The 22,334-nt window shown below is 44.1% G+C and carries 26 protein-coding genes; 14 read left to right on the top strand and 12 right to left on the bottom strand.

What is annotated here, in order from left to right; all coding sequences use genetic code 11:
* Positions 1 to 21: 21 nt before the first annotated feature.
* Together PO830_RS01805 and PO830_RS01800 are read right to left on the bottom strand one after the other, a co-directional pair.
* Complete coding sequence (locus PO830_RS01805) at positions 22 to 1,206, bottom strand: hypothetical protein (RefSeq protein ID WP_272851822.1); 1,185 nt, start codon at positions 1,204 to 1,206, stop codon at positions 22 to 24.
* 150 nt (positions 1,207 to 1,356) lie between these two features.
* Positions 1,357 to 2,103: a peptidylprolyl isomerase gene (locus PO830_RS01800; RefSeq protein ID WP_272851821.1), complete on the bottom strand. Its 747-nt coding sequence runs from the start codon at positions 2,101 to 2,103 to the stop codon at positions 1,357 to 1,359.
* Between PO830_RS01800 and PO830_RS01795 the strand changes: the two genes are divergently transcribed.
* Both PO830_RS01795 and PO830_RS01790 read left to right on the top strand, forming a co-directional pair.
* The gene (locus PO830_RS01795) at positions 2,097 to 2,738 is read left to right on the top strand and encodes an NUDIX hydrolase (RefSeq protein ID WP_272851820.1); all 642 of its coding nucleotides are present in this window, start codon (positions 2,097 to 2,099) and stop codon (positions 2,736 to 2,738) included. The two genes, PO830_RS01800 and PO830_RS01795, sit on opposite strands and share 7 nt — an antisense overlap.
* A gap of 67 nt (positions 2,739 to 2,805) precedes the next feature.
* Positions 2,806 to 3,609: a lysophospholipid acyltransferase family protein gene (locus PO830_RS01790; RefSeq protein WP_272851819.1), complete on the top strand. Its 804-nt coding sequence runs from the start codon at positions 2,806 to 2,808 to the stop codon at positions 3,607 to 3,609.
* On the opposite strand, the gene PO830_RS01785 is transcribed toward PO830_RS01790, so the two are convergent.
* The gene (locus PO830_RS01785; RefSeq protein WP_272851818.1) at positions 3,606 to 4,253 is read right to left on the bottom strand and encodes a hypothetical protein; all 648 of its coding nucleotides are present in this window, start codon (positions 4,251 to 4,253) and stop codon (positions 3,606 to 3,608) included. The genes PO830_RS01790 and PO830_RS01785 overlap by 4 nt on opposite strands.
* Positions 4,254 to 4,258: 5 nt before the next feature.
* Entirely contained in the window at positions 4,259 to 4,753 is a 495-nt protein-coding gene (locus tag PO830_RS01780) for an RNA polymerase sigma factor (protein WP_272851817.1), read from the bottom strand.
* Positions 4,754 to 4,879: 126 nt separating this feature from the next.
* Between PO830_RS01780 and PO830_RS01775 the strand changes: the two genes are divergently transcribed.
* A complete protein-coding gene (locus PO830_RS01775) occupies positions 4,880 to 6,154 on the top strand; it encodes an NAD(P)/FAD-dependent oxidoreductase (RefSeq protein WP_272851816.1) in 1,275 nt (424 codons plus the stop codon).
* On the opposite strand, the gene PO830_RS01770 is transcribed toward PO830_RS01775, so the two are convergent.
* The 4 genes from PO830_RS01770 to PO830_RS01755 form a co-directional block, all read right to left on the bottom strand.
* On the bottom strand, positions 6,151 to 6,510 hold the full coding sequence (locus tag PO830_RS01770) for a hypothetical protein (protein ID WP_272851815.1): 360 nt from the start codon (positions 6,508 to 6,510) through the stop codon (positions 6,151 to 6,153). The two genes, PO830_RS01775 and PO830_RS01770, sit on opposite strands and share 4 nt — an antisense overlap.
* Positions 6,511 to 6,563: 53 nt before the next feature.
* On the bottom strand, positions 6,564 to 7,673 hold the full coding sequence (locus PO830_RS01765; protein WP_272851814.1) for an adenylate/guanylate cyclase domain-containing protein: 1,110 nt from the start codon (positions 7,671 to 7,673) through the stop codon (positions 6,564 to 6,566).
* A complete protein-coding gene (locus PO830_RS01760; protein ID WP_272851813.1) occupies positions 7,674 to 8,267 on the bottom strand; it encodes a YdeI/OmpD-associated family protein in 594 nt (197 codons plus the stop codon). It lies immediately after the preceding gene.
* Positions 8,268 to 8,345: 78 nt separating this feature from the next.
* Entirely contained in the window at positions 8,346 to 9,359 is a 1,014-nt protein-coding gene (locus PO830_RS01755) for a DUF1028 domain-containing protein (RefSeq protein ID WP_272851812.1), read from the bottom strand.
* Positions 9,360 to 9,497: 138 nt separating this feature from the next.
* Here PO830_RS01755 and PO830_RS01750 point away from each other — a divergent pair, with 138 nt between their 5' ends.
* The 11 genes from PO830_RS01750 (at position 9,498) to PO830_RS01700 (ending at position 19,191) form a co-directional block, all read left to right on the top strand.
* Positions 9,498 to 11,657 (top strand): TonB-dependent receptor, encoded by a 2,160-nt coding sequence (locus PO830_RS01750; RefSeq protein ID WP_272851811.1) that lies wholly within the window; start codon positions 9,498 to 9,500, stop codon positions 11,655 to 11,657.
* A 210-nt stretch (positions 11,658 to 11,867) separates the two neighbouring features.
* A complete protein-coding gene (locus PO830_RS01745; protein ID WP_272851810.1) occupies positions 11,868 to 12,494 on the top strand; it encodes a hypothetical protein in 627 nt (208 codons plus the stop codon).
* The gene (locus tag PO830_RS01740; protein ID WP_272851809.1) at positions 12,495 to 13,835 is read left to right on the top strand and encodes a 2TM domain-containing protein; all 1,341 of its coding nucleotides are present in this window, start codon (positions 12,495 to 12,497) and stop codon (positions 13,833 to 13,835) included.
* 86 nt (positions 13,836 to 13,921) lie between these two features.
* Positions 13,922 to 14,212 (top strand): 2TM domain-containing protein, encoded by a 291-nt coding sequence (locus tag PO830_RS01735; RefSeq protein ID WP_272851808.1) that lies wholly within the window; start codon positions 13,922 to 13,924, stop codon positions 14,210 to 14,212.
* Between the two features lie 24 nt (positions 14,213 to 14,236).
* The gene (locus PO830_RS01730; protein WP_272851807.1) at positions 14,237 to 14,545 is read left to right on the top strand and encodes a 2TM domain-containing protein; all 309 of its coding nucleotides are present in this window, start codon (positions 14,237 to 14,239) and stop codon (positions 14,543 to 14,545) included.
* Positions 14,536 to 14,895, top strand: a complete 360-nt coding sequence (locus PO830_RS01725; RefSeq protein WP_272851806.1) for a 2TM domain-containing protein — start codon at positions 14,536 to 14,538, stop codon at positions 14,893 to 14,895. Before PO830_RS01730 ends, PO830_RS01725 begins: the two co-directional genes overlap by 10 nt.
* Positions 14,892 to 15,218: a 2TM domain-containing protein gene (locus PO830_RS01720; RefSeq protein WP_272851805.1), complete on the top strand. Its 327-nt coding sequence runs from the start codon at positions 14,892 to 14,894 to the stop codon at positions 15,216 to 15,218. The genes PO830_RS01725 and PO830_RS01720 overlap by 4 nt, the downstream gene beginning before the upstream one ends.
* Positions 15,218 to 16,360 (top strand): amidohydrolase family protein, encoded by a 1,143-nt coding sequence (locus PO830_RS01715; RefSeq protein ID WP_272851804.1) that lies wholly within the window; start codon positions 15,218 to 15,220, stop codon positions 16,358 to 16,360. The genes PO830_RS01720 and PO830_RS01715 overlap by 1 nt, the downstream gene beginning before the upstream one ends.
* A gap of 3 nt (positions 16,361 to 16,363) precedes the next feature.
* Positions 16,364 to 17,122, top strand: coding sequence for a LytR/AlgR family response regulator transcription factor (locus PO830_RS01710; RefSeq protein WP_272851803.1), 759 nt, complete (start codon positions 16,364 to 16,366; stop codon positions 17,120 to 17,122).
* Positions 17,123 to 17,241: 119 nt separating this feature from the next.
* Positions 17,242 to 18,033 carry an HAD-IIA family hydrolase gene (locus tag PO830_RS01705; protein ID WP_272851802.1) on the top strand — a complete coding sequence of 264 codons (792 nt, stop codon included), beginning with the start codon at positions 17,242 to 17,244 and terminating at the stop codon, positions 18,031 to 18,033.
* A 12-nt stretch (positions 18,034 to 18,045) separates the two neighbouring features.
* On the top strand, positions 18,046 to 19,191 hold the full coding sequence (locus tag PO830_RS01700) for an MFS transporter (RefSeq protein WP_272851801.1): 1,146 nt from the start codon (positions 18,046 to 18,048) through the stop codon (positions 19,189 to 19,191).
* Between the two features lie 49 nt (positions 19,192 to 19,240).
* Here PO830_RS01700 and PO830_RS01695 read toward each other — a convergent pair whose 3' ends face one another.
* The 4 genes from PO830_RS01695 to PO830_RS01680 form a co-directional block, all read right to left on the bottom strand.
* Positions 19,241 to 19,849, bottom strand: a complete 609-nt coding sequence (locus PO830_RS01695) for a superoxide dismutase family protein (protein ID WP_272851800.1) — start codon at positions 19,847 to 19,849, stop codon at positions 19,241 to 19,243.
* 82 nt (positions 19,850 to 19,931) lie between these two features.
* Positions 19,932 to 20,423 carry a YdeI/OmpD-associated family protein gene (locus tag PO830_RS01690; protein WP_272851799.1) on the bottom strand — a complete coding sequence of 164 codons (492 nt, stop codon included), beginning with the start codon at positions 20,421 to 20,423 and terminating at the stop codon, positions 19,932 to 19,934.
* Positions 20,423 to 21,640, bottom strand: coding sequence for a bifunctional alpha/beta hydrolase/OsmC family protein (locus PO830_RS01685; protein ID WP_272851798.1), 1,218 nt, complete (start codon positions 21,638 to 21,640; stop codon positions 20,423 to 20,425). Before PO830_RS01685 ends, PO830_RS01690 begins: the two co-directional genes overlap by 1 nt.
* A 2-nt stretch (positions 21,641 to 21,642) precedes the next feature.
* Entirely contained in the window at positions 21,643 to 22,332 is a 690-nt protein-coding gene (locus tag PO830_RS01680) for a DUF2490 domain-containing protein (protein WP_272851797.1), read from the bottom strand.
* Positions 22,333 to 22,334 lie beyond the last annotated feature (2 nt).

Genomic DNA, 22,334 nt, shown 5'->3' with positions numbered 1-22,334 from the left:
GAATCAGATTTAAGCAGCAAATTATCGTTGCGTTCTTAATTCTTTCTCCAAACGGTTGATCCGTTTCTCCTGCTCGATCGTATACAGGGTAAGTTCCTCTATTTTCTCAAGTAGAAGATTTGTCATTTCTCCTACTGATAGTCCGTTTTCTTGTATGCTAGCCGCGGAAGGAATATTGGGTAGGTGGTGATTCTTTTTCGCGAAGGCTTCCACTTCCTCTAGGGTAGGCATCGCGTAATCTGATTTTAGGTCGGAAGCTCCTGTATAATATGATTGAAAAACATAATCTGCAGGCACACTGAGATCAATTCTAACCTCTTCGGCATGAATCTTCCCTTTTACGGTTAATTTCTCGTCAGGATTGTTCGTTCCAATACCAAGGCTGGCTCCTTGGAGTGCAAGTTTATTATCACCCGTTAATACTAGTCTTGCGTCGTAAGAAGAACTGGAGGCATTGTTAAAGTCTAAATAAGGAGTTGCCGAAGAACTGGCTCCTCCAAGTTTGATACTTCCTCCTTGATCACCGGTTAGTTTCGCGGTGCTATTGGTACCCCAAAGAATATTACCATTCACATGAAGGCGTTCCTGTGGTGAAGTGGTTCCAATTCCGAAATCACCATTGGTGTTTAATACCATTCGCTTCGCTTCACTCCCTGAATAGCCATTTCCGAAGATAATTTCTCCATCACTCTGATTCGTAATCACAAGGTCGTCTCCATTGGCGTAGGCTCTTAGCACAACATCTCCATCGGTCGATAGGTTCGAAAAGCAACCATTGCAATTAGAAATTCCCAGGTCTAACCAGCTTCCATTACTGGTGTTATAAATTTTTGTAGATGGATTATCGTTATTGCGAATATCCAATAAGGTAGAAGGGGTTGAGGTGCCAATACCAATTTTACCGGAAAAGTAGCTGTTTCCGTTTACGTGAAGCTTCTGTTGTGGATCAATTGTGCCAATTCCTAAATAGTTGCTGTTAAACGCCATGATAACACTGCCTCTGCTGGGACCATTGTTGAAATGACGAAACGCCAATATTTCATCTCCGCTTGCATTTTCAGAAATGATCTCATAACCGGTATTATAAGAGGTGTTGTAGTCTATGGAATATCCGGTTCCAGTGGGAGTGAAGAGGTTGGTAAATTGTTGTGCCTGTACCGTAATCCCGGTAGCAAACAGTAGTGAGAATAATACTAATTTTTTCATGATCTAAATGTGTTAAGGTTTATTAAATGCCACGCTTTGTAGCACGTTGAAACCTTAATTTCTATAGATCATGTATTGGAAACAATAGTCAATCAATATCCGTGGGCAAAAACTGGATATGCGTTAAGAAGCATTGTAAAATCGTAAAAATCACTCCATTACTTTGGCGGTAATGTAAACATTCCGCAAGGGCCAATCGCCATCATCATGCGGTAGGTTAGCGATCTTCTCCACCAACTCCATATTTCGTGTCACCCGTCCAAAAATGGTGTAATTCCCGTTTAAGTGGCCGGTAGCACTCTGCGGTCCGAGAAAGATAAAGAACTCGTAGGGTGCGGTTTGTTTGCCCGGGTTTTCCCGATATTCTTTCGCGCCACTTACCGTTCCGTAGCGATGCACCCGATTGTTGTCTAACTCAGCGGGCAGCAGATAATCACCTATCCTGCCGCGTTTCTTAGGTGTCGAAACGTTGTCGCTATTTCCTCCTTGAATGATAAAATTGGGAACGATTCGATGAAAAAAAGTTTCATTGAAGTAGCCCTGTTTGGTGAGGTAGATAAAATTAGCGCGGTGCAGCGGAGTGTCGTCGTACAGTTCGATATCCAAGCTATCTTTGAATTCGCCATTAAAGGCGGTGACCCGAACCTTAGTTTCGGGGTTTTTCGCTCCGTATTGTGTCAAAAACTCAATAACATTGTCATTGGTAAGCTCCGGAAATTGAGTGGTAGTATCAACGCTTTTTTCGGCTTTGTTTACTGGTTTGTCCTCTTTCGAAACTATCGTATCTTTGATACTGGAAGAAGTGGTAGACGCCTCTTCTTTTTGTTTTTGTTCTCCGCAAGCGGAAAGAACAACGAATACCAGTAGAAAACGAATGAGGTTTTTTAGATATGACATTTGAAGCATTTTCTGCAAAGATCGTAAAAGTTGCGCAGATGCGTTTGCCGGGAGAAGCGGCACACGTGGAAATGGCTCCTATCGAGCGTGTCATTGCCTTAAAACGTGAGGCCGAACGTCAGAAGACAGCGAAGAAGGCGGCCGTCATGGTGCTCTTTTATCCCGGTGCCAAAGAGGAAACCCACATGATTCTTATTTTGAGAAAGACCTATAAGGGGGTGCATTCTAACCAAGTAGGTTTTCCCGGGGGCAAGGTAGAACCAGAAGATACCTCTTTAGAGGATACGGCACTTAGAGAAACCGAAGAGGAGGTGGGGGTTCCCATAGCGTCAGTCGAGGTGGTTACCGCCCTCACCGATATCTACATTCCGCCGAGCCATTATGTGGTGCAGCCTTATTTAGGGATCACCCGAAAACGCCCTCAATTTATCGCGCAAGAGGAGGAGGTTGAAGCCCTTATTGAGGTGCCGGTGCGAGAGTTTCTGGATCCCGAAGTACTCATCGAACAACAAATCACCACATCCTATGCAACCAACATTCAGGTTCCGGCCTTTCTTTTGGGCGGACACGTTGTTTGGGGCGCTACCGCAATGATGCTCAATGAGGTACGTAGCTTGCTACATCAATTAGACTAATGGACCGTAATTTTGTATCTTTGCAGGCTGCAATTCCTGAAATAGATGCAGTCTAGAATACGCAGACATGGGGCTTTTCAAAAAAAATCCGTTCGGACACATACTTTTCTTAAAAAAATGGCTTATTCGTATCATGGGCGCATTAACCCATCGTCGTTTTAAAGGCTTCAATCAGTTGCAAATTGACGGAAGTGAGATCATCAAAAACCTTCCCGACACCAACGTATTGTTTGTATCCAACCATCAAACTTATTTTGCTGATGTGGTGGCCATGTTCCATGTGTTTAATGCGAGCCTGAGTGGTCGCGTAGATAGCATCAAGAATATTGGTTATTTATGGAATCCCAAGCTGAACCTGTATTTTGTCGCAGCTAAAGAAACCATGCAGTCTGGATTGCTTCCTAAGATTTTAGCCTATGCCGGTTCGGTGAGTATTGAACGAACCTGGCGCGCACAAGGGAAAGAGGTGAATCGACAGGTGAAAATGAGTGATGTAAGCAATATCAGCAAGGCACTCGACGATGGGTGGGTTATTACTTTTCCGCAGGGTACTACCAAACCCTGGAAACCTATTCGTCGGGGCACCGCCTTCATCATCAAAGAAAACAAACCTATCGTTGTACCCATTGTTATTGACGGCTTCCGAAGATCGTTCGACAAAAAAGGAATTCGGGTCCGAAAGAAGGGTATTCTTCAAAGCATGGAGATCAAAGAACCGCTTGATATTGATTACGAAAATGAATCTATCGATTCGATCGTAGAAAAAATTGAATACGCTATCGAGCAACATCCATCGTTTCTCAAGGTGATTCCGCAGGAAGAGTTGGAGAAAGAAGAAGCGCTAAACAAAACACGTCAGTGGCGCTACTAAACCTCGATCTTTTTTAGCTCTTTGTAGTTTCGCTTGAGGCGTCGCAGTAAAATTCCGTAGACCAAGCGATAAAAGATTATTAAGAAAACGATCATCAATCCTCCAACAATCAGCTGCGCTGTAAAAAATACAGTCGTAAAACTTTCCGCAGGAACGCTGGCGTAGCCTCCATTGTACTTAGCGAAGACCTCATACAGCAACTCGCGTTTCGAATAGTACACCAAATTGGTACAGATCAGCAATAAAATGGCGGCACCAATTTGATAGTACACAAAGTAACGCACCGTTTTTCGGGTCTTCAAAATATTGCGCATGAGTCCCTTGATGGTATCGGTCACTTGAATGGATTGATAATTCTTGTAGAATAAATAAATGAACACCAGGGTGATCACATACATGGCGATGCTCGCTATGAGCAAGGCTGTTTTGAGTCCCATTTCTTCATTGACCTCTTTGGTTGATTCGGGGACTAGAAAGGACAGGGCGGTCCAAAGGACCAGCTCACCAATACTGATGTAAAAAATCCACTTCACCATGGAGGAGGACTTTTTCAACAACATGGGATATATCTCTTTCGCAGAAAATTTAGGAAAATCCTGCTCCCGGCGCTGCCATTGCTCTTTTAATACTTCCAACTCATCCATACGAGTTACGGATTTAATATTTTACGTAGTTTCTCTTTAATTCGGTTCATTTTCACACGGGCGTTCACTTCTGTGATTCCTAACGTTTGCGAAATTTCCCGATAATTCTTGTCTTCTAGATACAAAAAGACCAAGGCCTTATCGATATCATTCAGGGTTTTTACCGCTTGATACATTAGTTTCAATTGTTCTTCAATCGTATCATCGTATGGATCTGACTGAATTTTAAAACTGACTCCTTCATAATCCTGCGTTTTTACTCTCCGTTTGTTTTTTCGATAGAGTGTAATCGCGGTGTTCAATGCAACTCGATACATCCACGTACTGAACTTCGAATCCCCTCTAAATTTTGGGTATGCTCGCCACAGCTGTATAGTAATCTCTTGAAAAAGATCATTGTGCGATTCTTTGTCGTGCGTATATAGCCGACAAATCTTATGGACAATGTTCTGATTTTCCTCTAACTGGGCGACAAAACGATGTTCAAGTTCTTCAGTCAATGGTTGTTCGTTAGCTTGTACCATTAGTAATCAACGATACTCTTTTGTTACATATTTCTTAAAAATAACACCTTTTTTATGGGAAGCCTCACAGTTGTTGTACTTTTAAGGTACAAGCGTCCAACTATGAATATTCCCTCTTCAGAATTACCCCGAATTATTGTTATCGGTGGTGGTTTTGCCGGGATTGCTTTTATCAAAAAAATGATCAAAGCGCCCGTTCAGATCGTACTTTTCGACAAACATAATTACCACACCTTTCAACCGCTTCTGTATCAAGTTTCTACTGCCGGACTGGAACCCGACTCTATTGCCTATCCGCTTCGGAAAATTTTCAGAAAACACGATGATTTCCATTTTCGCCTGGCAACCGTCGAACATATTGAAGTGGCTTCCAAAGAGGTGCATACCTCCATCGGAAATTTATCGTTCGACTATTTGGTAATTGCCACAGGGACGCGTACAAATTACTTCGGAAACGAGGCCATCGAGAAGAACAGTATGGCTATGAAAACGGTTCCTCAAGCCTTGAATATTCGGAGTTTGATGCTGCAAAATATTGAAGAAGCCGATCAATCTGATGATGCACAAAAACGGAAGCGACTTCTCAATTTTGTCATCGCCGGGGCGGGGCCTACAGGCGTAGAGCTCGCCGGTGCGCTGTCTGAGTTCCGAAAAGGGATCTTGGAGAATGACTATCCCGAACTGGAAGAAGAGGAAATGGAAATACACTTGCTGGAAGGTGGCGATAAGGTGTTGGGGCCCATGAGCGATACGTCTTCCAAAAAAGCGCAACAGTTCCTGGAGAATATGGGCGTTCATATTCATTTAAATACCATGGTGAATGATTATGATGGTACCACGGTCACCACAAAAGATGGTACCACATTCGAGACAGCTACCTTTATTTGGGCCGCGGGGGTGACGGGAGCACCCGTGGCAGGAATTGCTGCGGCTCATTTAGTTGAAAAACAAAATCGCTATAAGGTAGACCGATACAATCGCATTGAAGGGTTGGAAGACATTTTTGCTCTTGGTGATATCGCTCTGATGGAGACCGAGGCTTTTCCGAAGGGGCACCCACAAGTAGCGCAACCCGCCCTGCAACAAGGAAAACACCTGGCAAATAACCTTCAGAAACATTTAAAACAACAGGAGATGGAACCATTTACCTACTTCGATAAAGGGACCATGGCGACCATTGGCCGGAACAGGGCGGTGGTTGATTTTAAAAAGATGCGTTTTGGAGGGGCCTTCGCATGGTTGTTATGGATGTTCGTGCACCTCTGGTTCTTGGTCGGTTTCAGAAATCGCGTGGTCACTTTTTTCAATTGGACCTACAACTACATCAACTACGATCGCGCGGCACGGTTAATTATAAGGCCCTATAAAAATCGTTAATCGATCTTCACCTTGATAGGCCCTCCGTTAGACACCCAGCCACCGCCGATCTCATCTAAATTGACATCGAGCTCGTCGCTAGTATCGATGCTGGTCACGTTCACTTTGACCTCATCGTAGGAGCTAATACTTTTCACGTTGACATTCATCTCGTCGTAGGTGTTGATATCAACAATCCGAACGTCCATCGTATTGTTTTCTGAAATAGGGACCAAGGCATATTCGGTTGAAATACTGGGTGGAAGCTCATTCCCGGCGTGGGCAGGTGTGATGATCGCACTGTCTTTAAATAACAGTCCCAAGAGTGCCACAGCAATAACGGTAAGCACGGCTTTCGTGTAATTGTCGGTTTTCATAACGTATTGGATTTTCTGATTATCTGAAAAAAGCAGCAATTATAATGCCGCGTCTATTCACGTACATAAGTGACGAGTCCGATTTCTTCCGATTTCCCCCGAAGTTTTTCGTCTCCCACCTTTACTTTTTGAACCCCTTTAGGAAGCTTATACGCCACGTCCGCGAATTTTTCCGAAGCCAAGATCTCAACGCCCAACTCATTGCACATTCCCTGGATTCTAGAGGTAGTATTAAGTACATCGCCAGAGAAGGCGATCTCTCTTTTGATCTTTCCAATTTCTCCTACCATGACCGCACCAAAATGATATCCGGCCTTAAATTCAGGAGATACACCATACTTACGTAGATACCGACCTTTACGATAGGCAATGCTTTTTTTCATATTAAAGAAGCAGCGCAGGGCGTTACCACTTTTCAGCCCCTGTTTCATTTTCCAGGATACCACGATTTCATCTCCCACGTATTGGTATACTTCACCATACGATTGTACGATGGCAGGAGCGACATCACGAAAAAAATCTTTTAGAAAGTGAAAGTATTTTTCTTCCCCCAGATCTTCAGCGATGCCGGTGGCATTCTTAATATCGGCGAACATGAAGATGCGCCGTTCGTTCTTCGGAAGAAAATATTTTCCGAGTAAGTAGTCTGGAAACACACCCGGACCGTATTTTTCATTCACCATCAAAACGATCAAGGTGCTGATTACAATAAACAACCAAATAATAAATTGTTTCAGGAAAAACCACGTGCCAAAGAACACATATACTTCTTGCCATACTTCAGGACGGTAAAAAGGGATTCCCAAATCCTCACTGTAATAATACGCCGCGCCTATAGCGCTTACCGTAATGGCAGCCACTACGTAGGTAAGTACAATGTAGAGTAACGCTTTCCAAAAGGCATTCTTCCGAAGCCAACGATCCATCAGATTCACGGTAATAACCCCTCCAATAAGTCCGGCAATAATGGCCACAATTAAATTGGCGATAAAATTCTGCTCAAAATCGTAGGCAGAACTAAGCACCCCATTGTCCATTAAGGTGAGATATTCATAAAAAAACAGAATATTAGAGATTAGAACCCATGAGAGCAGGATATATAAGGCCCGCTTGGTATAAAACCAAACTTGTCGTCTACTGTATCGAAGGAAGTGTGGTTTCAACTAGCAATTTTTGTATTTGTCGTGTAAACCCACCCCCGATTTGATCATGGGGATGATTTTATCCAAACGGCGTTGTTTGGTCGCTTCTTGCTTGGCCGATGAAATATGATCGGCATATTCGCGCTGTTTTCCCGGAGTAAGTTCTTGGTACGCTGTTTTTAGTTCGTTATGCTTTTGTAAAGCGGTTTGCAATTCAGCGGGAATAACTAATTTTTTCCGCTCGGGTTTGTGTTCCTTGCCGTCTTTTGAGTTTTGCACGGCTTCTTCCAAATATTCCAAAACCCAGGCTTCCGGAAGAGGAGTATTGGCATCAAAACGCCATTGGCGCATCGCTTTGGTGGTGCCTTTCTGCGCATTCATCAATTGCTGATGCGGATCTTTCAGAAAAACACCCTGATGAAACCATAGCGCATAATGATTCTTGAAAGCGGCCATTCCCGCCACAAGTTTTCCGTTCAATGTATAGTTGGGTGCTCCCCACTTTATCTCCTCTGTGAGTTCTGTTGTTAAGAAAATACGGCGAAGTTGCGCTAACTGTTTATGCCACCGTTGGTGCTTCTCTATATACTTCGTTACTTTTTCAGAATCGGTCATACCCTTAGTTTGTACCGAATGTACAGAATTATCGGGGAAAACTACGCAAAGAATTCAGAAGGAAATTAACGTTAATGCTTATTCTTTGATAAAAGAAAGGGTGGCTGTATTAGTAGCTGTTGTCGCTTTAAGGAAATACATGCCCGGGTTGAGATGGTCTACGTTCCAGGTCTGCTGAAGGATGCCGCTTTCCGGTAAAGACAAGACTTCGATTTGTTTTCCGAGAATATCGTAAATCTCCAGGCGTTGCCAGTTGAGGCGATCGTTCCATTGCATCGACAGGGAGTTACGCACCGGGTTCGGGGCAATTTTGAGTTGATTTTTCAACGGAATATCATTCACTCCTAAAAAATTATCATATAAGGTTTGAAGCGAATCTATAGGCTCTTCCCCGAAAGGCATTTCCTCAATATTTAAACGCAAGTGGGGTTCAGTGGGCAAGTCATCGGGACGATATACCAGTAAATAAGCCGAGGTTGAAGAGGTGGAGCGTGCCAGACAGCGGGAGTCGGCTCCCGCAAAGTTTGCACCTTGCATGGCTGCCATTAGTTTATCGGCCAGGGTTCCGGAAGTGTTGTTGAAATTGTCTTCCATATTGTCGATCACCGTTTGATTCAAAAGAATATTCCCCTGAATACTATACGTGGCTCCTTGACGATCTTCTTTGTAATCATCTGCCATGTTTCCCGTAAATCCTGCCGTTCTCGGATCCCCTGAAGTATCAAAGTCGGCGATCCCATACTGCCGGAACTGTGGGTCGAAACCTTGAGAAGAACAGGCATCATTGTTAAGTAAGTAATCAATAATTTCAGAAGGGCTCGACCCGTTTTCCATTTCGGTAATGGCATTGTTCAGATTGACATTCGGAATACACACGTAGGCCTGAGAATTCACGCCACCACGACCCGGAATGATCTTGGTTATGATATCGATAATTCCTCCGAATGAAGCGGCACCATCCACACAAGAAGCTCCCGCCGAACCAATCTCTCCGGTGGCCGGATCTACGGCGATGATTGAAAAAGTATCTTGTGCGCGGGCGGTTGAGGATAGCACTAACAACAGCAGTAGGGGAAGTATCAATTTCTTCATGGATCAGAATTTTTGTAAAGATAGCAATTCAAAGGAATTGTCAAAGAAAACAATTCAGTATCAAAAAAGTACAGTTCGGTAGGCTTATTTTTTAAATTTTTGCGGAAGGTCGCAGTTTTGAACAAGTAAAATGTAATCATGACAAAACTAATCTTCCTAGTTCAAGCTACAATTCTTGCGCTTTCTACTTCACTTCTCGCACAACAACAAATAACGGGGACGGTCACCGATAGAACAGGAACGCCCATTTTTGGCGCGAATGTGTATTTGGAAGGCACCTACGACGGTGCATCTACAAATGAAACGGGCGGCTTTTTGTTTGAAACCTCCGAAACAGGGGTTAAGACGCTCGTTATATCCTTTATTACGTACGAAACCTTGCGGTATGAGGCTGCGGTAACAACTATGAACGGATTATCGCTACAATTAAGGGAGGACGTGAATACCTTAGATGCCGTCACCGTGTCTGCCGGCACCTTTGAAGCTGGGGACAACAGCAAGGTTTCAGTTCTAAATCCACTAGACGTAGTAACCACGGCGAGTGCCCTGGGCGATTTTGTAGGGGCGTTGCAAACCCTTCCGGGAACGACTACCGTAGCAGAAGATGGCCGACTCTTTGTACGGGGTGGCAGTGCCGATGAAACCCAGATCTTTATCGATGGGATTCGCGTGTTCGCTCCCTATACGCCTACCACCAATAACATCCCAACCCGCGGTCGGTATAGTCCGTTTCTCTTTGATGGAATTACTTTTTCTACAGGAGGGTACGCTGCCGAATATGGGGAAGCCCTTTCCTCTGTACTATTGTTAAATACCGTAGATGAACCTGACCAAGAGAAAACCGACATAAGCATCATGAGTGTGGGTCTAGGATTGGGAAACACGCAGAAATGGGAACGTTCCTCTCTTAGCGTGAATGCTTCTTACATAAATTTGGCCCCATATATCGCTCTAATCCCGGACAGAAACAACTGGCAACAACCGTATCAAGGATTCTCCGGAGAGGCCGTGTATCGTTTTAATACTGAAAACGGACTCTTAAAAGCTTATGCAGCCTTTGATCATAGTGAATTTGAACTAACACAACCTTCCATCGACATGCCCGAGGGTGTTCGTTTTGCCCTGAACAATTCAAATTTTTACACCAACAGCTCGTGGTCGCAGCGCCTTCAGAATAAATGGAAACTTTTCGTAGGCGGAAGTTATACCTACACGCGTAATAAAATAGGAATTCTTTCCAATCAAATCGAGAATGGAGATCATTCAGCACACGTCAAGGCCACGTTGCAAAAATCATTGAATAGCCGCTGGAAAGTTCAGTTGGGCGCCGAACAGTTTCTAACCGAATTTTCAGAGCGTTTCGCTTCGGAGGCAGTTCGATTAGATTATGGGTTTTCGAACCCCATCACCGCTACCTTCGCAGAAACAGATTACCGTTTTTCGAAACGTTTGGCCGTAAATTTTGGACTCAGAGGTTCGTACTACGGAAGCTCCAATCTCTGGCGCGTTTCTCCTCGAGTGGCCACAGCCCTCAAGTTGGGGGAAAAAGGGCAGGTATCTGCAGCCTTCGGAACGTTTTATCAACAACCCACCCAAGAGGTATTAAAATTTGCTTCGGAAGTAGCACCCCGACAGGCCAACCATTATATATTGAATTATCAATACGTAAAGAATAACCGAATCTTGCGTGCGGAAGTATTCCGAAAAACCTATCAAAACCTTATCACCTATACTACGGAAGAGCCACAACCTAATATTGGTTACAGCAATAGTGGTGAAGGGTATGCGCAGGGGCTTGATTTATTTTGGCGTGATGAAGCTTCCATCAAGAACTTAGATTATTGGGTTAGTTATTCGTATTTGGACAGTGAGCGCCGTTTCGAAAACTATCCCATTCAGGCACAACCCTCGTTTGCCAATACCCACAATCTTTCAGTCGTTGGAAAATACTGGGTGGATTCCTGGAAGAGCCAGTTAGGAATGAGCTATCAGTATGCCAGCGGAAGACCCTACACCAACCCCAATGAGCCGGGATGGTTGCAGGAGCGTACAAAGGACTTTCACGGACTTAGTTTAAACTGGGCCTATCTTCTTTCACCTCAAAAAATTCTATATGTGTCGGTTAACAATGTGCTTGGCATACAGAATATCAACGGGTATGAATATGCTTCAAGCCCCAATGCTGCTGGTGTTTTTGACCGAAGGGCAGTACGTCCGGCAGCCGATCAATTCTTTTTTGTGGGGTTCTTCTGGACCCTTAGTGAGGATGGCACCGACAATCAATTGGACAACCTATAAAAACAGTTGAGTAGCAGAAACGTACAGTTCAGCATCTTTTACTTGAGCAAAAACTATTAGAAGAACATCTTTGTAATACTTAAAAACCACTCTTATGTTAGGAATTATATTACGAAAACTTGGAAGACATACTACCTTGAAGATTGCACTGATGCTTAGTTGCGTCTTCTTGTGCATAGGTCTCGGATTTCTTTTATTAAATGAAACTTTATGAAAACTACTATTCTTGTCATTAGCCTGGTCCTGTCTAACCTACTTTGGGCGCAATCTCCCTACCAAAAAGGGATGACCAAAGCCTTTGAATTGTGGGGGCAGAATAAAACCACCCAAGCCGCGCAACTGTTTGAGCGTATTTCTACAGTAGAAACAGATAATTGGCTGCCTCCCTTTTATGCGGCTCAAGTACTCATTATTGACGCTTTTTCCGCGGAAGACAAAGCGGTCATGGCAGAACTTTTGAAACAGGCCGAGGGCTTTCTTCAAACCGCCCAATCCTTAAGTCCCAATAATCCCGAAATAATGGTGGCCCAATCACAATTGCTCACTGCCTGGATCGTTTATGACAGCGATCAATACGGCATGAAAAACTCGATGAAGGTCACCGAAATTTACAAGAAAGCGATGGCATTGGCCCCCGAGAACCCCAGAGTCGTCTTAGGCAATGCCGAATGGAATATAGGAAGTGCCAAATTCTTTAAGAAGGATGTAACCCCCTATTGTTCCGAAGTACAACGTGCCATCGATCTTTTTGCTACCTTTAAACCGGAAGGAGAGTTCTATCCCAGTGGGGGAAAGGAACGCGCCTTAGAGGTACTAAAAGTAAACTGCGAAAAGTAAATGAATGTAGCAAAAGAAACAGGAAAGGCCTTTTTCATAGGTACGCTTATTTTCATTGTTCTTGGGGTCATTCAATACCTCAATGGAATAAGAATTGAAAGCGGATACGAACTCCTTATCACGTTTGCTCAAAATCAATTGTACGCCGTTTGCCTCTATATGGCAAATGCTCTTTTCTTTACCTTTCTTTTAAAGCGCTACGAAAATCAATTATACACTTCTAAACATTTAGTTCGGGGTGTGATGGGTGCGGCGGTCATTTCCTTGGGCATGATCTTCTTACTGCGACTCATAATAGAAATGGGTTTCTACGGCGAGGGGTTCGAGGAGTTTATCAGTGAAGAACGCCCCTCGTTTTATTACATCAGTTTTATTATTGCGATTGTTGTCACCGCCATTTTCTATGGTGCCTTCTATTACCGCCATAAGCAGGAAACGCGTGTTAAAGAGCATAAGACCATTGCAAAGGCGGCTTCTGCTCAGTTTGATGCCCTTAAAAACCAGTTAGACCCTCATTTTTTGTTCAATAGTTTGAATGTATTAACGAGTTTGATCGAGGAAAATCCACTGGCCGCGACTAAGTTCACGACTTCTCTTTCGAAGGTATATCGTTATGTGCTAGAGCAGAAAAATAAGGAATTGGTGACAGTGGCCGAAGAATTGAAATTTGCCCAGTTGTACATGTCGCTCATCAAAATGCGTTTTGAAGATAGTATTGTGTTTACGCTTCCCGAATCCATTGCTAATCCAGAAGCCAAAGTGGTTCCGCTTTCGCTTCAATTGCTATTGGAAAACGCCGTAAAACACAATCAGGTGACGCCTTCCAAAAAACTTCACATTAATATCTACGAACGCAATAACCAACTGGTAGTTGAAAACAACCTTCAACCCAAAAAAGTAGTGCGGGAGAGTAGTGGGGTCGGACTCCAAAACATCAAGCAACGATATTATTTACTCACAGAACGCCCTGTCGAGATCACTCAGGACGCTAGAAACTTTACGGTAGCCATTCCGCTTTTGAGTCAGGTTACTTCTAACATCCCTTCTCAAGAAGCCTATCTTTCGGGTAAAAAATACGAACGTGCCAAAGAGCACGTCAAGAAATTGAAAGGATTCTACGGTAATTTTGGAATGTACCTTCTTTTCATTCCGATCTTTCTTTGGTTGAATTATCAATCGGGGACAAGTTTTCCATGGGCGTTGTTTCCCATCGTAGGATGGGGTATTGGCGTGGCCAGTCATGCCGCGGAAATATTTGAGTGGAATGTGTTCTTCGGAAAAGATTGGGAAGCTAAGAAGATCAGGCAATTCATGAAAGAAGAGGAGGAGCATTACAATTGATCCAATAGTATCGACAGTTCAGTAGGCTTTCTTTTGATACGCTTGCGCTGCTTCTTAGTTTTACCTTGTATTTAAAATAAAACATCATGAGAACCTATACCGAATTACCGCAATCAAAACGACAACGAGCCGAAGCCTATGTGAAGGAACTGCGCTCTTTTTACGGACACCTTGTAATTTATTTGCTTTTTGTTCCTGTCTTTGTTATTCTGAATATCCTGGGAAGTGATTTCCCTTGGGCCTTGTTTCCCATTATTGGCTGGGGGATAGGCGTGTTGTCCCACGCTTCCGAAACTTTTGGTTGGAATCCCTTTTTCAGTAAAGATTGGGAATCCAGAAAGATTCAAGAATTTATGGATAACGAATTGAACCGCTAAGGAGAACGCTAAAAAATGATCACTATGCAATCACATCAACCCAACAGAGAAGAACGATACCTCCGCGCCAAAGAACGCGTTGGTCATATCAAAAAATTCTATAGCAGCTTACTCTTTTACTGCGTCTTCATTACCTTTTTAGGGGCTTTAAACTACTACACCAATCAATGGCGATACATGTGGTTTCTTTGGGCCGCTTTTGGATGGGGCATCGGACTCTTTTTTCAGGCAGCAAAAGCCTTCCGCTGGAATCCATTCCTTGGAAAAAATTGGGAAGAACGAAAAATGAAAGAGTTTATGGATCAAGAAGAGAACAATAACAAATGGATGTAACGATGAAAACTTCCGAAGAAAAAAACAAGGAAACAGCATACGAACGCGCTCGGAAAAAAGTAGATGCCATCAAAGGTTTCCACGGACATTTGAAGGTCTTTGTGGTCATTAACCTCCTTCTTGTCATACTGCGAATGGAATTGGGGAAACTCATCACCGGAACCGTAGAACTGGATGAAGCCTTCTCGCATTGGCTGGATTGGAACACCTATTTCTCTACGGGACTATGGGCCATCGCTTTGCTTATTCACGGCTTGTACGTGTATCGCGATAGCTTCGGATTTGTAAAGCGCTGGGAAGACCGAAAGATGAAAGAATTTTTAGATAATGACGAAAAAAATAAGCCATGAAACCTACTAAAGAAGACAACTATCAACGCGCTAAAAAACGCGTAGATGATATCAAAGGGTTCTATACCCATCTAACGATCTACATCATTATTAATAGTATTTTGCTACTCTCGGCAATGAATATTTTTGAAAATGGATTTGTTCGAATTTCCATGCCACACTGGGGATACTTTACCACCCCGATCATATGGGGAACTGCCGTTTTGATGCACGGACTGTATGTATTTGCATTCAAAAGTTCGTTTCTGAAGCAGTGGGAAGAACGTAAGATCAAGGAATATATGGAACGGGATACCGAAGAAATTAACAAGTTCAACTCGTAATGAAGGCATTCTATTTTTTAATACTTATTGTTAGTACCCTTAGCTACGGACAATCCTTTGTGGTCACCAATGCCACGGTCTTCGATGGCGAAGAACTTCACGAGAACACCTCGGTGTTGGTGGAAAATGGATTGATCACAAAAGTGGGTACCAACATTACTGCCAAAACCAAACAGATTGATGGTACGGGCAAATTTTTGATGCCGGCACTCACCAACAGTCATGTACATGCGTGGAGTGCGTTGGCACTGGCAGAAGCAGCACAGGCGGGAGTGCTTCACCTCTTAGATATGCACGGGATGGAGCAATATCAGAAAACGATGGCCACCCTAAATGATTCTACACAATATGCCAATTATTTCTATGCCGGTGCGGCCGCTACCGCGCCGGAAGGCCACGGAACACAATTTGGGTTTGAAGCTCCTACCTTATCAACGCCAGGGGAGGCCTCAGCTTTTGTAACCGAGCGCTTAGCCGCTGGGGCACATTACCTCAAGATCATTGTGGAGCCCTGGAAGAATACGCTCTCTAAAGAAACGGTTTCGGCGCTTATTGCTTCGGCCCATGCAAATAAAATTCCTGCTGTGGTGCATATTTCTAAAGTCGGGGATGCCGACTTTGTCCTTTCTGAAGGGGCCGATGGTTTAGTACATATCTGGTGGGATGCGCCTATGGATAAACAACGATTGAAGCGCCTAGCTAATCAGAACGATTTCTTCGTGATTCCCACATTACTCACGAGTGTCAAGCTACTCGCGTCGATACGAAGTACTAGTACAGAGGAAGTGACGTTCCTTACCGATGAAGCGATCTTTGCTGAAGTGAAGAAGGTGTACGAAGCGGGAATTCCGATCTTAGTAGGAACCGACCCACCCAATGCTCAAATCAATTATGGTACTGATCTGTACGAAGAAATGCGCTTGTTAGTGGAGGCGGGCGTACCTGCCATTGAGGTTCTCAAAGGAGCCACATCGGCACCCGCGAAGTATTTCCGGTTGGGAAATACAGGAGTATTGCAAGCCGGATACCGGGCCGATATGCTCTTATTAGAGGCCAACCCACTCACCGATATCACAAATATGAATACGCTAGAAAACGTCTGGAAACACGGGAAGCCTGTGCGCCTCTCCAATAAAAACTAAGGAATGAAGGTATTGATAATTGAAGATGAAAAACCGGCTGCACGCCGACTACAACGTATGTTGGAAGCCTTGGATGTGGAGGTTTCCCAAATGCTGCATAGCGTCGAAGAGTCCATCGAATGGTTCGCGAATAACCCACATCCTGAATTGATCTTTCTGGATATTCAATTAAGCGACGGCCTCTCTTTTGAGATCTTTGATGAGGTCACTGTTAAGAGTGCCATCATATTTACGACGGCTTATGACGAATATGCGCTACAAGCGTTCAAGCTCAACAGTGTTGATTATTTACTGAAGCCCATAGATGATGAAGAACTGCAAACGGCCATCGAAAAATTTCGGGAGCGAGATATTCAACCCAAGGAAGTGCAATTAAGCTTTGAAGATATCAAGAAATTGCTTGTCAATCCCGTTGAACGTCCCTATAAAAAGCGCTTTACGACAAAGATTGGTCAGCATATTAAAATGATCCCCATCGATGAGATTGAGTGTTTCTATTCTGAAAACAAAGGAACCTACGCCCACACTATAGATGGGCGCGACTACCTTCTGGACACCACACTGGAACAATTGGATGATGGCGAATTGGCTCCGGAGCAGTTTTTTCGGGTAAATCGTACGTTCATTATTAGCATTCAAGCCATTCGAGACATAGTATCCTATACCAACAGTCGGCTTCAACTCAAACTACACAATTTCAAAGACCAGGAGATCATTGTGGCACGCGAACGGGTAAAGGATTTCAAATTGTGGATAGAGTAGTTTACCCTTAGTTTTCTTCAAAAGCAAAATTTGGGTTAAAATCGCACAGCTATCGGGTAATATGATGCAGTTTTTCGGCCTATTTCGTTCCTATCTTTACCAATAAAAAAGAAGTAGTGATGGAAAAAGGGTTTCTTATTGACATGGATGGTGTGATCTACAGCGGTGATGATCTCATTCCGGGAGCAGATCGCTTTATACAACAACTTCAGGAACAAAATGTGCCATTCTTGTTTTTAACCAATAACAGTCAGCGTACCCCCAGAGATGTTATTAATAAATTAGCCGGACTGGGCATACACGCGGAAGAAGAGAATGTGTTTACCAGCGCCATGGCCACCGGATGGTTTTTAGCACGTCAGAAACCGCATGGTTCAGCATATGTGTTGGGGGAGGGCGGACTGCTAACCAGCCTACACGAAAACGGATATTCTTTAGTAACTTCCCAACCCGACTTCGTCGTGGTAGGCGAAGGACGTAATTTTACCTTAGAGATGGTGCATAGTGCCGTAAACATGATTCTGGAAGGCGCAAAACTGGTGGCTACTAATCTCGATCCTTCCCCGAAGCGCGAGGGATGGAATAATTTGGGAATTAAATCGATTGTAGCCATGATCGAAGAGGCTACAGGTGTCGAAGCTTTTTCCGTGGGAAAACCTAGTCCGGTAATGATGCGTGTGGCACGAAAAAAGTTAGGATTGGCGTCTACCGACACCACTATTATTGGAGATACCATGGATACCGATATCTTAGGCGGAATTCAATTGGGCTATCGAACCGTTTTGACACTGTCGGGAGTTTCCAAGAAAGAAGACATTCAAAAGTATGCCTATGCACCCGACCTGGTCGTGGCTTCAGCTGCAGAATTTGAAGTAGAACGCTGGTTGGCCGCCGATGCAGAACTCGCCTAAGAGGATGCTAATATGAAAAAATCAATTCTTCCATTAACCCTTGGAGGTCTCTCTATTGGGACCACCGAATTCGTCATCATGGGCATTTTGCCGAATATGGCCGAATATTTTAATATTACCGTATCTCAGGCAGGTCAATTTATTTCCTTATATGCGTTGGGTGTAGTTATTGGCGCGCCGTTTATTGTATTTCTGTCGGGTAAAATGAAACCCAAACGTATTCTCTTGGTCTTGATGATCGCGTTTACGCTGTTTAACGCACTCAGTATTTTGAGTCCGACGGCCCACTTTTTAAGTCTGACGCGCTTTCTTTCAGGCTTGCCACATGGCGCCTTTTTTGGTGTGGGATCTATTGTAGCCAGTCGGTTGGCTGCGGAAGGAAAGGAAGCTAAGAACATTTCCTTGATGTTTTTGGGGCTCACCGTCGCTAATCTAATCATGGTTCCCTTGGGCACCTATTTGGGACAGCAATTCTCCTGGCAGGTCACTTTGGGATTGGTGGCATTAATCGGACTCATCACCTGTATCTCTATATATACCTGGTTGCCCGATCTTCCTATTCGAAAGAAAATATCCATCGGGGCCGAACTCTCCTTTTTTAAAACAAAGGAAGCCTGGCTCATCACCTTTATGACCGCCTTAGGTACTGGTGGTGGCTTCGCCTGGTTGAGCTATATCGCTCCTTTAATGACCGAAAACGCTGGGGTTCAGGAATCTTTTATGATGTATATCATGATCCTTGTCGGACTCGGAATGGTGATCGGAAATCTAATTGGCGGCCGCCTGGCAGATCGAGTGCCTCCCGTAAAGGCCTGTATGATCATCTTCCTCATTATAGCCGCAAATCTGATGACCTTCTTTTTGTTTTCGGAAGTAACCTGGCTGGCATTGCTTTTATGCTTTACCTGTGGTGCCAGTTTCTTGGCATTGGCGTCGCCTATTCAGCTGTTAATGTTACGTACCGCCAAAGATGCTGAAATGATCAGTGCGGGGGTTACGCAGGCTTCATTTAATATTGGCAATTCCTTGGGGGCCTATTTAGGCGGACTTATTTTAATGCTTGGCTATGGCTTCCAATACCCATCTTTGGCCGGGGTAATTCTGGCACTTATAGGATTTGGCTTGGCATTTACATTCTACAGAGTGGCTAAACCATAAAAAAAGACGCCGTCAGGGCGTCTTCTTACTACTCATTAAGTGTTATCTTTTATTGAATGATACCACCACAACTCACACGGGCACCTGCGGCACCACTAGGTTGTGAGGTAAAATCATCGGCACCTTGATGGACGATAATCGATTTTCCTAAGACGTCTCGGTTGCTATCACCACACCCAATACACCATTGATCGGTGGTCATGGTAATACGACCATTTCCATTGTCATCTGCTTCAAAGTTTCCAATATCTCCTTTGTGGTATCCTTCGGAAGCACCCCACTTACCATGCGGTTGAAAGGTGGGATTCCAGTGCCCTCCCGCTGAGGTTCCATCACCTGCGGTACAATCAGCTTTTTCATGTATGTGGATGGCGTGCGTTCCTGGCTCCAGCCCTGAAAGTGACGCTTCCATGGTCACTTTTCCGTTCACTTGCTGAAACATTACTTTACCCGAAGCATTGCTTTCGCTCTTAGCCTCCAACATGAAAGAAACTTCCTTCTTATCATTGCTCATCTTTTGATCCATCGAATCGTTGGTTTCGGTCATGGTCTCTTCTGTGGTATCAGCATCCATTTCCGTGTCTTTTTTCTTGGTATCATTACAACTCATGGTAGCCAGTACCATCGTTGCCATAAGCAGTAGTGTCAGTTTTTTCATTGTTTTATTCTTTTGAATGGTTATTATAGGTAAGGTACGGCGATTCTCTTCCAATCACAAAATTTTACAATAATCTTAGCAATTAGTGTTGGGCCTCGACCAGATCGCGGGTATTTCGAACGCCTAATTTCAATCGGTCGGCAATGAGAAGCGATTTGTCTATTCGCGTTTGAGATACGGTGAATCGCTTGACAAAATAGATGAGACTACGTTTTTTTCCATCCGTAAAAGTCTCAAAAATAGCAAAGGCTTCCGGGTCACTTTCCATCACGGCTGAAAACTCTTGGGGTACATCCACGCCATATTTCGTGGTGTCCTCGAATAACTGTAATTGAAACTCGGCTTCCGGTTCTAACGCTATTGCTTTCTGCAATCGCTTTCCGAAGGTAGCCCCGTAGCTACCTTGATACTTTTTTATGGCGGTGTGGAATGATACCGACCGTCCTTTATACATAGCAACGGCTTTGAGGCGAGAATGGTTTTCATCCAAAAATGGGCGCAACAGATCTTCGGGTAGGCGTACCGAATGCGATCCAGACAGCCTCACTAAAAACGGATCTGAGCGCAATGGCATTACGAAATGAGTTTGGTGATCACTTGGGTGCTACTATGCAGCGTTTTATGAACCGGACATTTATCAGCAATTTGTAACAATCTTTTTTCTTCCTTTTCGGAAAGGTTGCCGGTGAGTTTGATCGCTCGCACGAAGGTGTCAATTTTAGCGGAATCGTTGGTGCAATTTTCACAATCTTCGGCGTGTCGCTTGTCATAACTAGTGTGCACTTCCACATGTTCGAGATTCCATTCTTTCCGCTTTGCATACATCTGAAGCGTCATGGCCGTACAGGCCGAAAGGGATGCCGACAGCAATTCATACGGCGTGGGTCCAAAATTATTGCCGCCAATATCGGTAGGCTCATCGGCGGTAATAAAATGATCGCCCAGGCGCATCTGGGTCGTAAAACCATCCTCCTTATCGAGGCTCGCCACCACCTGATGGGCTGTCTTTATTTTCTTCTCTTCAGGCCACGGAACATATCGGGAAGCCCATTTCGCGATAACCAATCCGGTATACGTAGAGTCTTCCACATTGGTGAGAAGGTGGTCTGCACCATCTAAGGATACGAAACTTTTGGGGTGATGTGCTGCTAGATAAAGTTCCTCGGCATTGTGAACCCCTACTAAGGTATCCTGAGGAGAATGCATTACAAGAAGCGCTGTTTTACGCAAATCACTCACAATTTCTTGTAACGACTCTCTTTCTAAATCCTCTAAAAATTGTTGCTTGATGGTAAAACTTCTTCCGCTGAGTTGTACTTCCGCCAAGCCTTGTGCTTTGATTTGTTGTAACTCATCTTTGAGCAAGTGTTTGACGTGTTTGGGAGTGCTGGGAGCGCCAATGGTAGCTACCGCCTGAACCGACGAGAGTTTTGATGCCGCTACCAAGACGGCAGCGCCACCTAGGGAATGCCCTACTAATAGAGTAGGAGCCTCATATTCTTTTGACAGATACGTCGCTGCAGCGAGCAGATCGTCTACATTCCCAGAAAAATTAGTGTCTTCAAAATCGCCTTCACTTTCTCCCAAACCGGTAAAGTCAAATCGCAATACGCCAAACCCTTCCGCAGTAAGCCCCCGACTGATATTTTTGACCGCCGAAAGATTCTTAGTACACGTAAAGCAATGGGCGAAAACAGCAAAATTGTGAGGAGCTCGATGTGCTGGAAGCTCTAGCCTTCCAGCCAGGCTATGCCCTTCCGCATTGATAAAGGAAACTTTTTGAAAGTTCATGACTATGAATCATTATCGTTAGACCTTCTGAAGTCGGTGGTCCAGTTAATTCCTATCAAAATTCGTTCAAAATCGGGTCCATCAAAATGGATCTTCTGAAACCCAATGCGTGCTTTTAGGTGTTCCAGGAACCGATACGTCACTCCAGTACCCAACCAGTTTTGCGCAAAGAACGGTTCTTCCAAATTGATAAACACTTCGTCGTACACATCAATAGACCACTGCTCGCTCAAGGGGTACACTAATTTTAACTGGTACCGCATCCACTGTTGAAAATCAGAAGCTCCAGGTCCCTGAATGTATCGTTGTTCGAGTCGATAGCGATGTAGCAGTCTAAGTTTTCCCAAGGCATTACGAATATGAACATCTTCATAGGTACGATGCTCTGTGAAGGCTTCGGGGGTGTCTGAAAGGTATGAGAAATCGTTTCTGAAATACCCATAACCGCCCGTAACCCCAATAATGCTATTGAAGTTATAGGTAGCCCCCACCCGTACTTTGAATTGTTGTAGTTCTGATGCTAATTCAAAAAACCGAAGTTGCGTTTGCGCATCAATAGTGAGCTTATCGGTAACACGGTGATTACTACTTAGAATATACCAAGTTCCCGTTTCTTCATCCGCCGCATCTTGAGCGATACTCTCTAGAGTAAATAGAATTATGCAAAGAACTAGAATAGATCGTATTGTCATAT

The sequence above is a fragment of the Altibacter sp. HG106 genome, from assembly GCF_028561755.1.
Classification (GTDB): Bacteria; Bacteroidota; Bacteroidia; order Flavobacteriales; family Flavobacteriaceae; genus DFVG01.
Note: the sequence above shows the minus strand (reverse complement) of the source record. Positions and strands in the feature narration are given on the sequence as shown.

What these genes read in the sequence shown, in the direction of transcription:
- PO830_RS01805 (WP_272851822.1), bottom strand. Translation starts at nt 1,206, where the DNA reads ATGAAAAAATTAGTATTATTCTCACTACTGTTTGCTACCGGGATTACG.
- PO830_RS01795 (WP_272851820.1), top strand. Translation starts at nt 2,097, where the DNA reads ATGACATTTGAAGCATTTTCTGCAAAGATCGTAAAAGTTGCGCAGATG.
- PO830_RS01800 (WP_272851821.1), bottom strand. Translation starts at nt 2,103, where the DNA reads ATGTCATATCTAAAAAACCTCATTCGTTTTCTACTGGTATTCGTTGTT.
- PO830_RS01790 (WP_272851819.1), top strand. Translation starts at nt 2,806, where the DNA reads ATGGGGCTTTTCAAAAAAAATCCGTTCGGACACATACTTTTCTTAAAA.
- PO830_RS01785 (WP_272851818.1), bottom strand. Translation starts at nt 4,253, where the DNA reads ATGGATGAGTTGGAAGTATTAAAAGAGCAATGGCAGCGCCGGGAGCAG.
- PO830_RS01775 (WP_272851816.1), top strand. Translation starts at nt 4,880, where the DNA reads ATGAATATTCCCTCTTCAGAATTACCCCGAATTATTGTTATCGGTGGT.
- PO830_RS01770 (WP_272851815.1), bottom strand. Translation starts at nt 6,510, where the DNA reads ATGAAAACCGACAATTACACGAAAGCCGTGCTTACCGTTATTGCTGTG.
- PO830_RS01760 (WP_272851813.1), bottom strand. Translation starts at nt 8,267, where the DNA reads ATGACCGATTCTGAAAAAGTAACGAAGTATATAGAGAAGCACCAACGG.
- PO830_RS01755 (WP_272851812.1), bottom strand. Translation starts at nt 9,359, where the DNA reads ATGAAGAAATTGATACTTCCCCTACTGCTGTTGTTAGTGCTATCCTCA.
- PO830_RS01750 (WP_272851811.1), top strand. Translation starts at nt 9,498, where the DNA reads ATGACAAAACTAATCTTCCTAGTTCAAGCTACAATTCTTGCGCTTTCT.
- PO830_RS01745 (WP_272851810.1), top strand. Translation starts at nt 11,868, where the DNA reads ATGAAAACTACTATTCTTGTCATTAGCCTGGTCCTGTCTAACCTACTT.
- PO830_RS01740 (WP_272851809.1), top strand. Translation starts at nt 12,495, where the DNA reads ATGAATGTAGCAAAAGAAACAGGAAAGGCCTTTTTCATAGGTACGCTT.
- PO830_RS01735 (WP_272851808.1), top strand. Translation starts at nt 13,922, where the DNA reads ATGAGAACCTATACCGAATTACCGCAATCAAAACGACAACGAGCCGAA.
- PO830_RS01730 (WP_272851807.1), top strand. Translation starts at nt 14,237, where the DNA reads ATGCAATCACATCAACCCAACAGAGAAGAACGATACCTCCGCGCCAAA.
- PO830_RS01725 (WP_272851806.1), top strand. Translation starts at nt 14,536, where the DNA reads ATGGATGTAACGATGAAAACTTCCGAAGAAAAAAACAAGGAAACAGCA.
- PO830_RS01720 (WP_272851805.1), top strand. Translation starts at nt 14,892, where the DNA reads ATGAAACCTACTAAAGAAGACAACTATCAACGCGCTAAAAAACGCGTA.
- PO830_RS01715 (WP_272851804.1), top strand. Translation starts at nt 15,218, where the DNA reads ATGAAGGCATTCTATTTTTTAATACTTATTGTTAGTACCCTTAGCTAC.
- PO830_RS01710 (WP_272851803.1), top strand. Translation starts at nt 16,364, where the DNA reads ATGAAGGTATTGATAATTGAAGATGAAAAACCGGCTGCACGCCGACTA.
- PO830_RS01705 (WP_272851802.1), top strand. Translation starts at nt 17,242, where the DNA reads ATGGAAAAAGGGTTTCTTATTGACATGGATGGTGTGATCTACAGCGGT.
- PO830_RS01700 (WP_272851801.1), top strand. Translation starts at nt 18,046, where the DNA reads ATGAAAAAATCAATTCTTCCATTAACCCTTGGAGGTCTCTCTATTGGG.
- PO830_RS01695 (WP_272851800.1), bottom strand. Translation starts at nt 19,849, where the DNA reads ATGAAAAAACTGACACTACTGCTTATGGCAACGATGGTACTGGCTACC.
- PO830_RS01690 (WP_272851799.1), bottom strand. Translation starts at nt 20,423, where the DNA reads ATGCCATTGCGCTCAGATCCGTTTTTAGTGAGGCTGTCTGGATCGCAT.
- PO830_RS01685 (WP_272851798.1), bottom strand. Translation starts at nt 21,640, where the DNA reads ATGAACTTTCAAAAAGTTTCCTTTATCAATGCGGAAGGGCATAGCCTG.
- PO830_RS01680 (WP_272851797.1), bottom strand. Translation starts at nt 22,332, where the DNA reads ATGACAATACGATCTATTCTAGTTCTTTGCATAATTCTATTTACTCTA.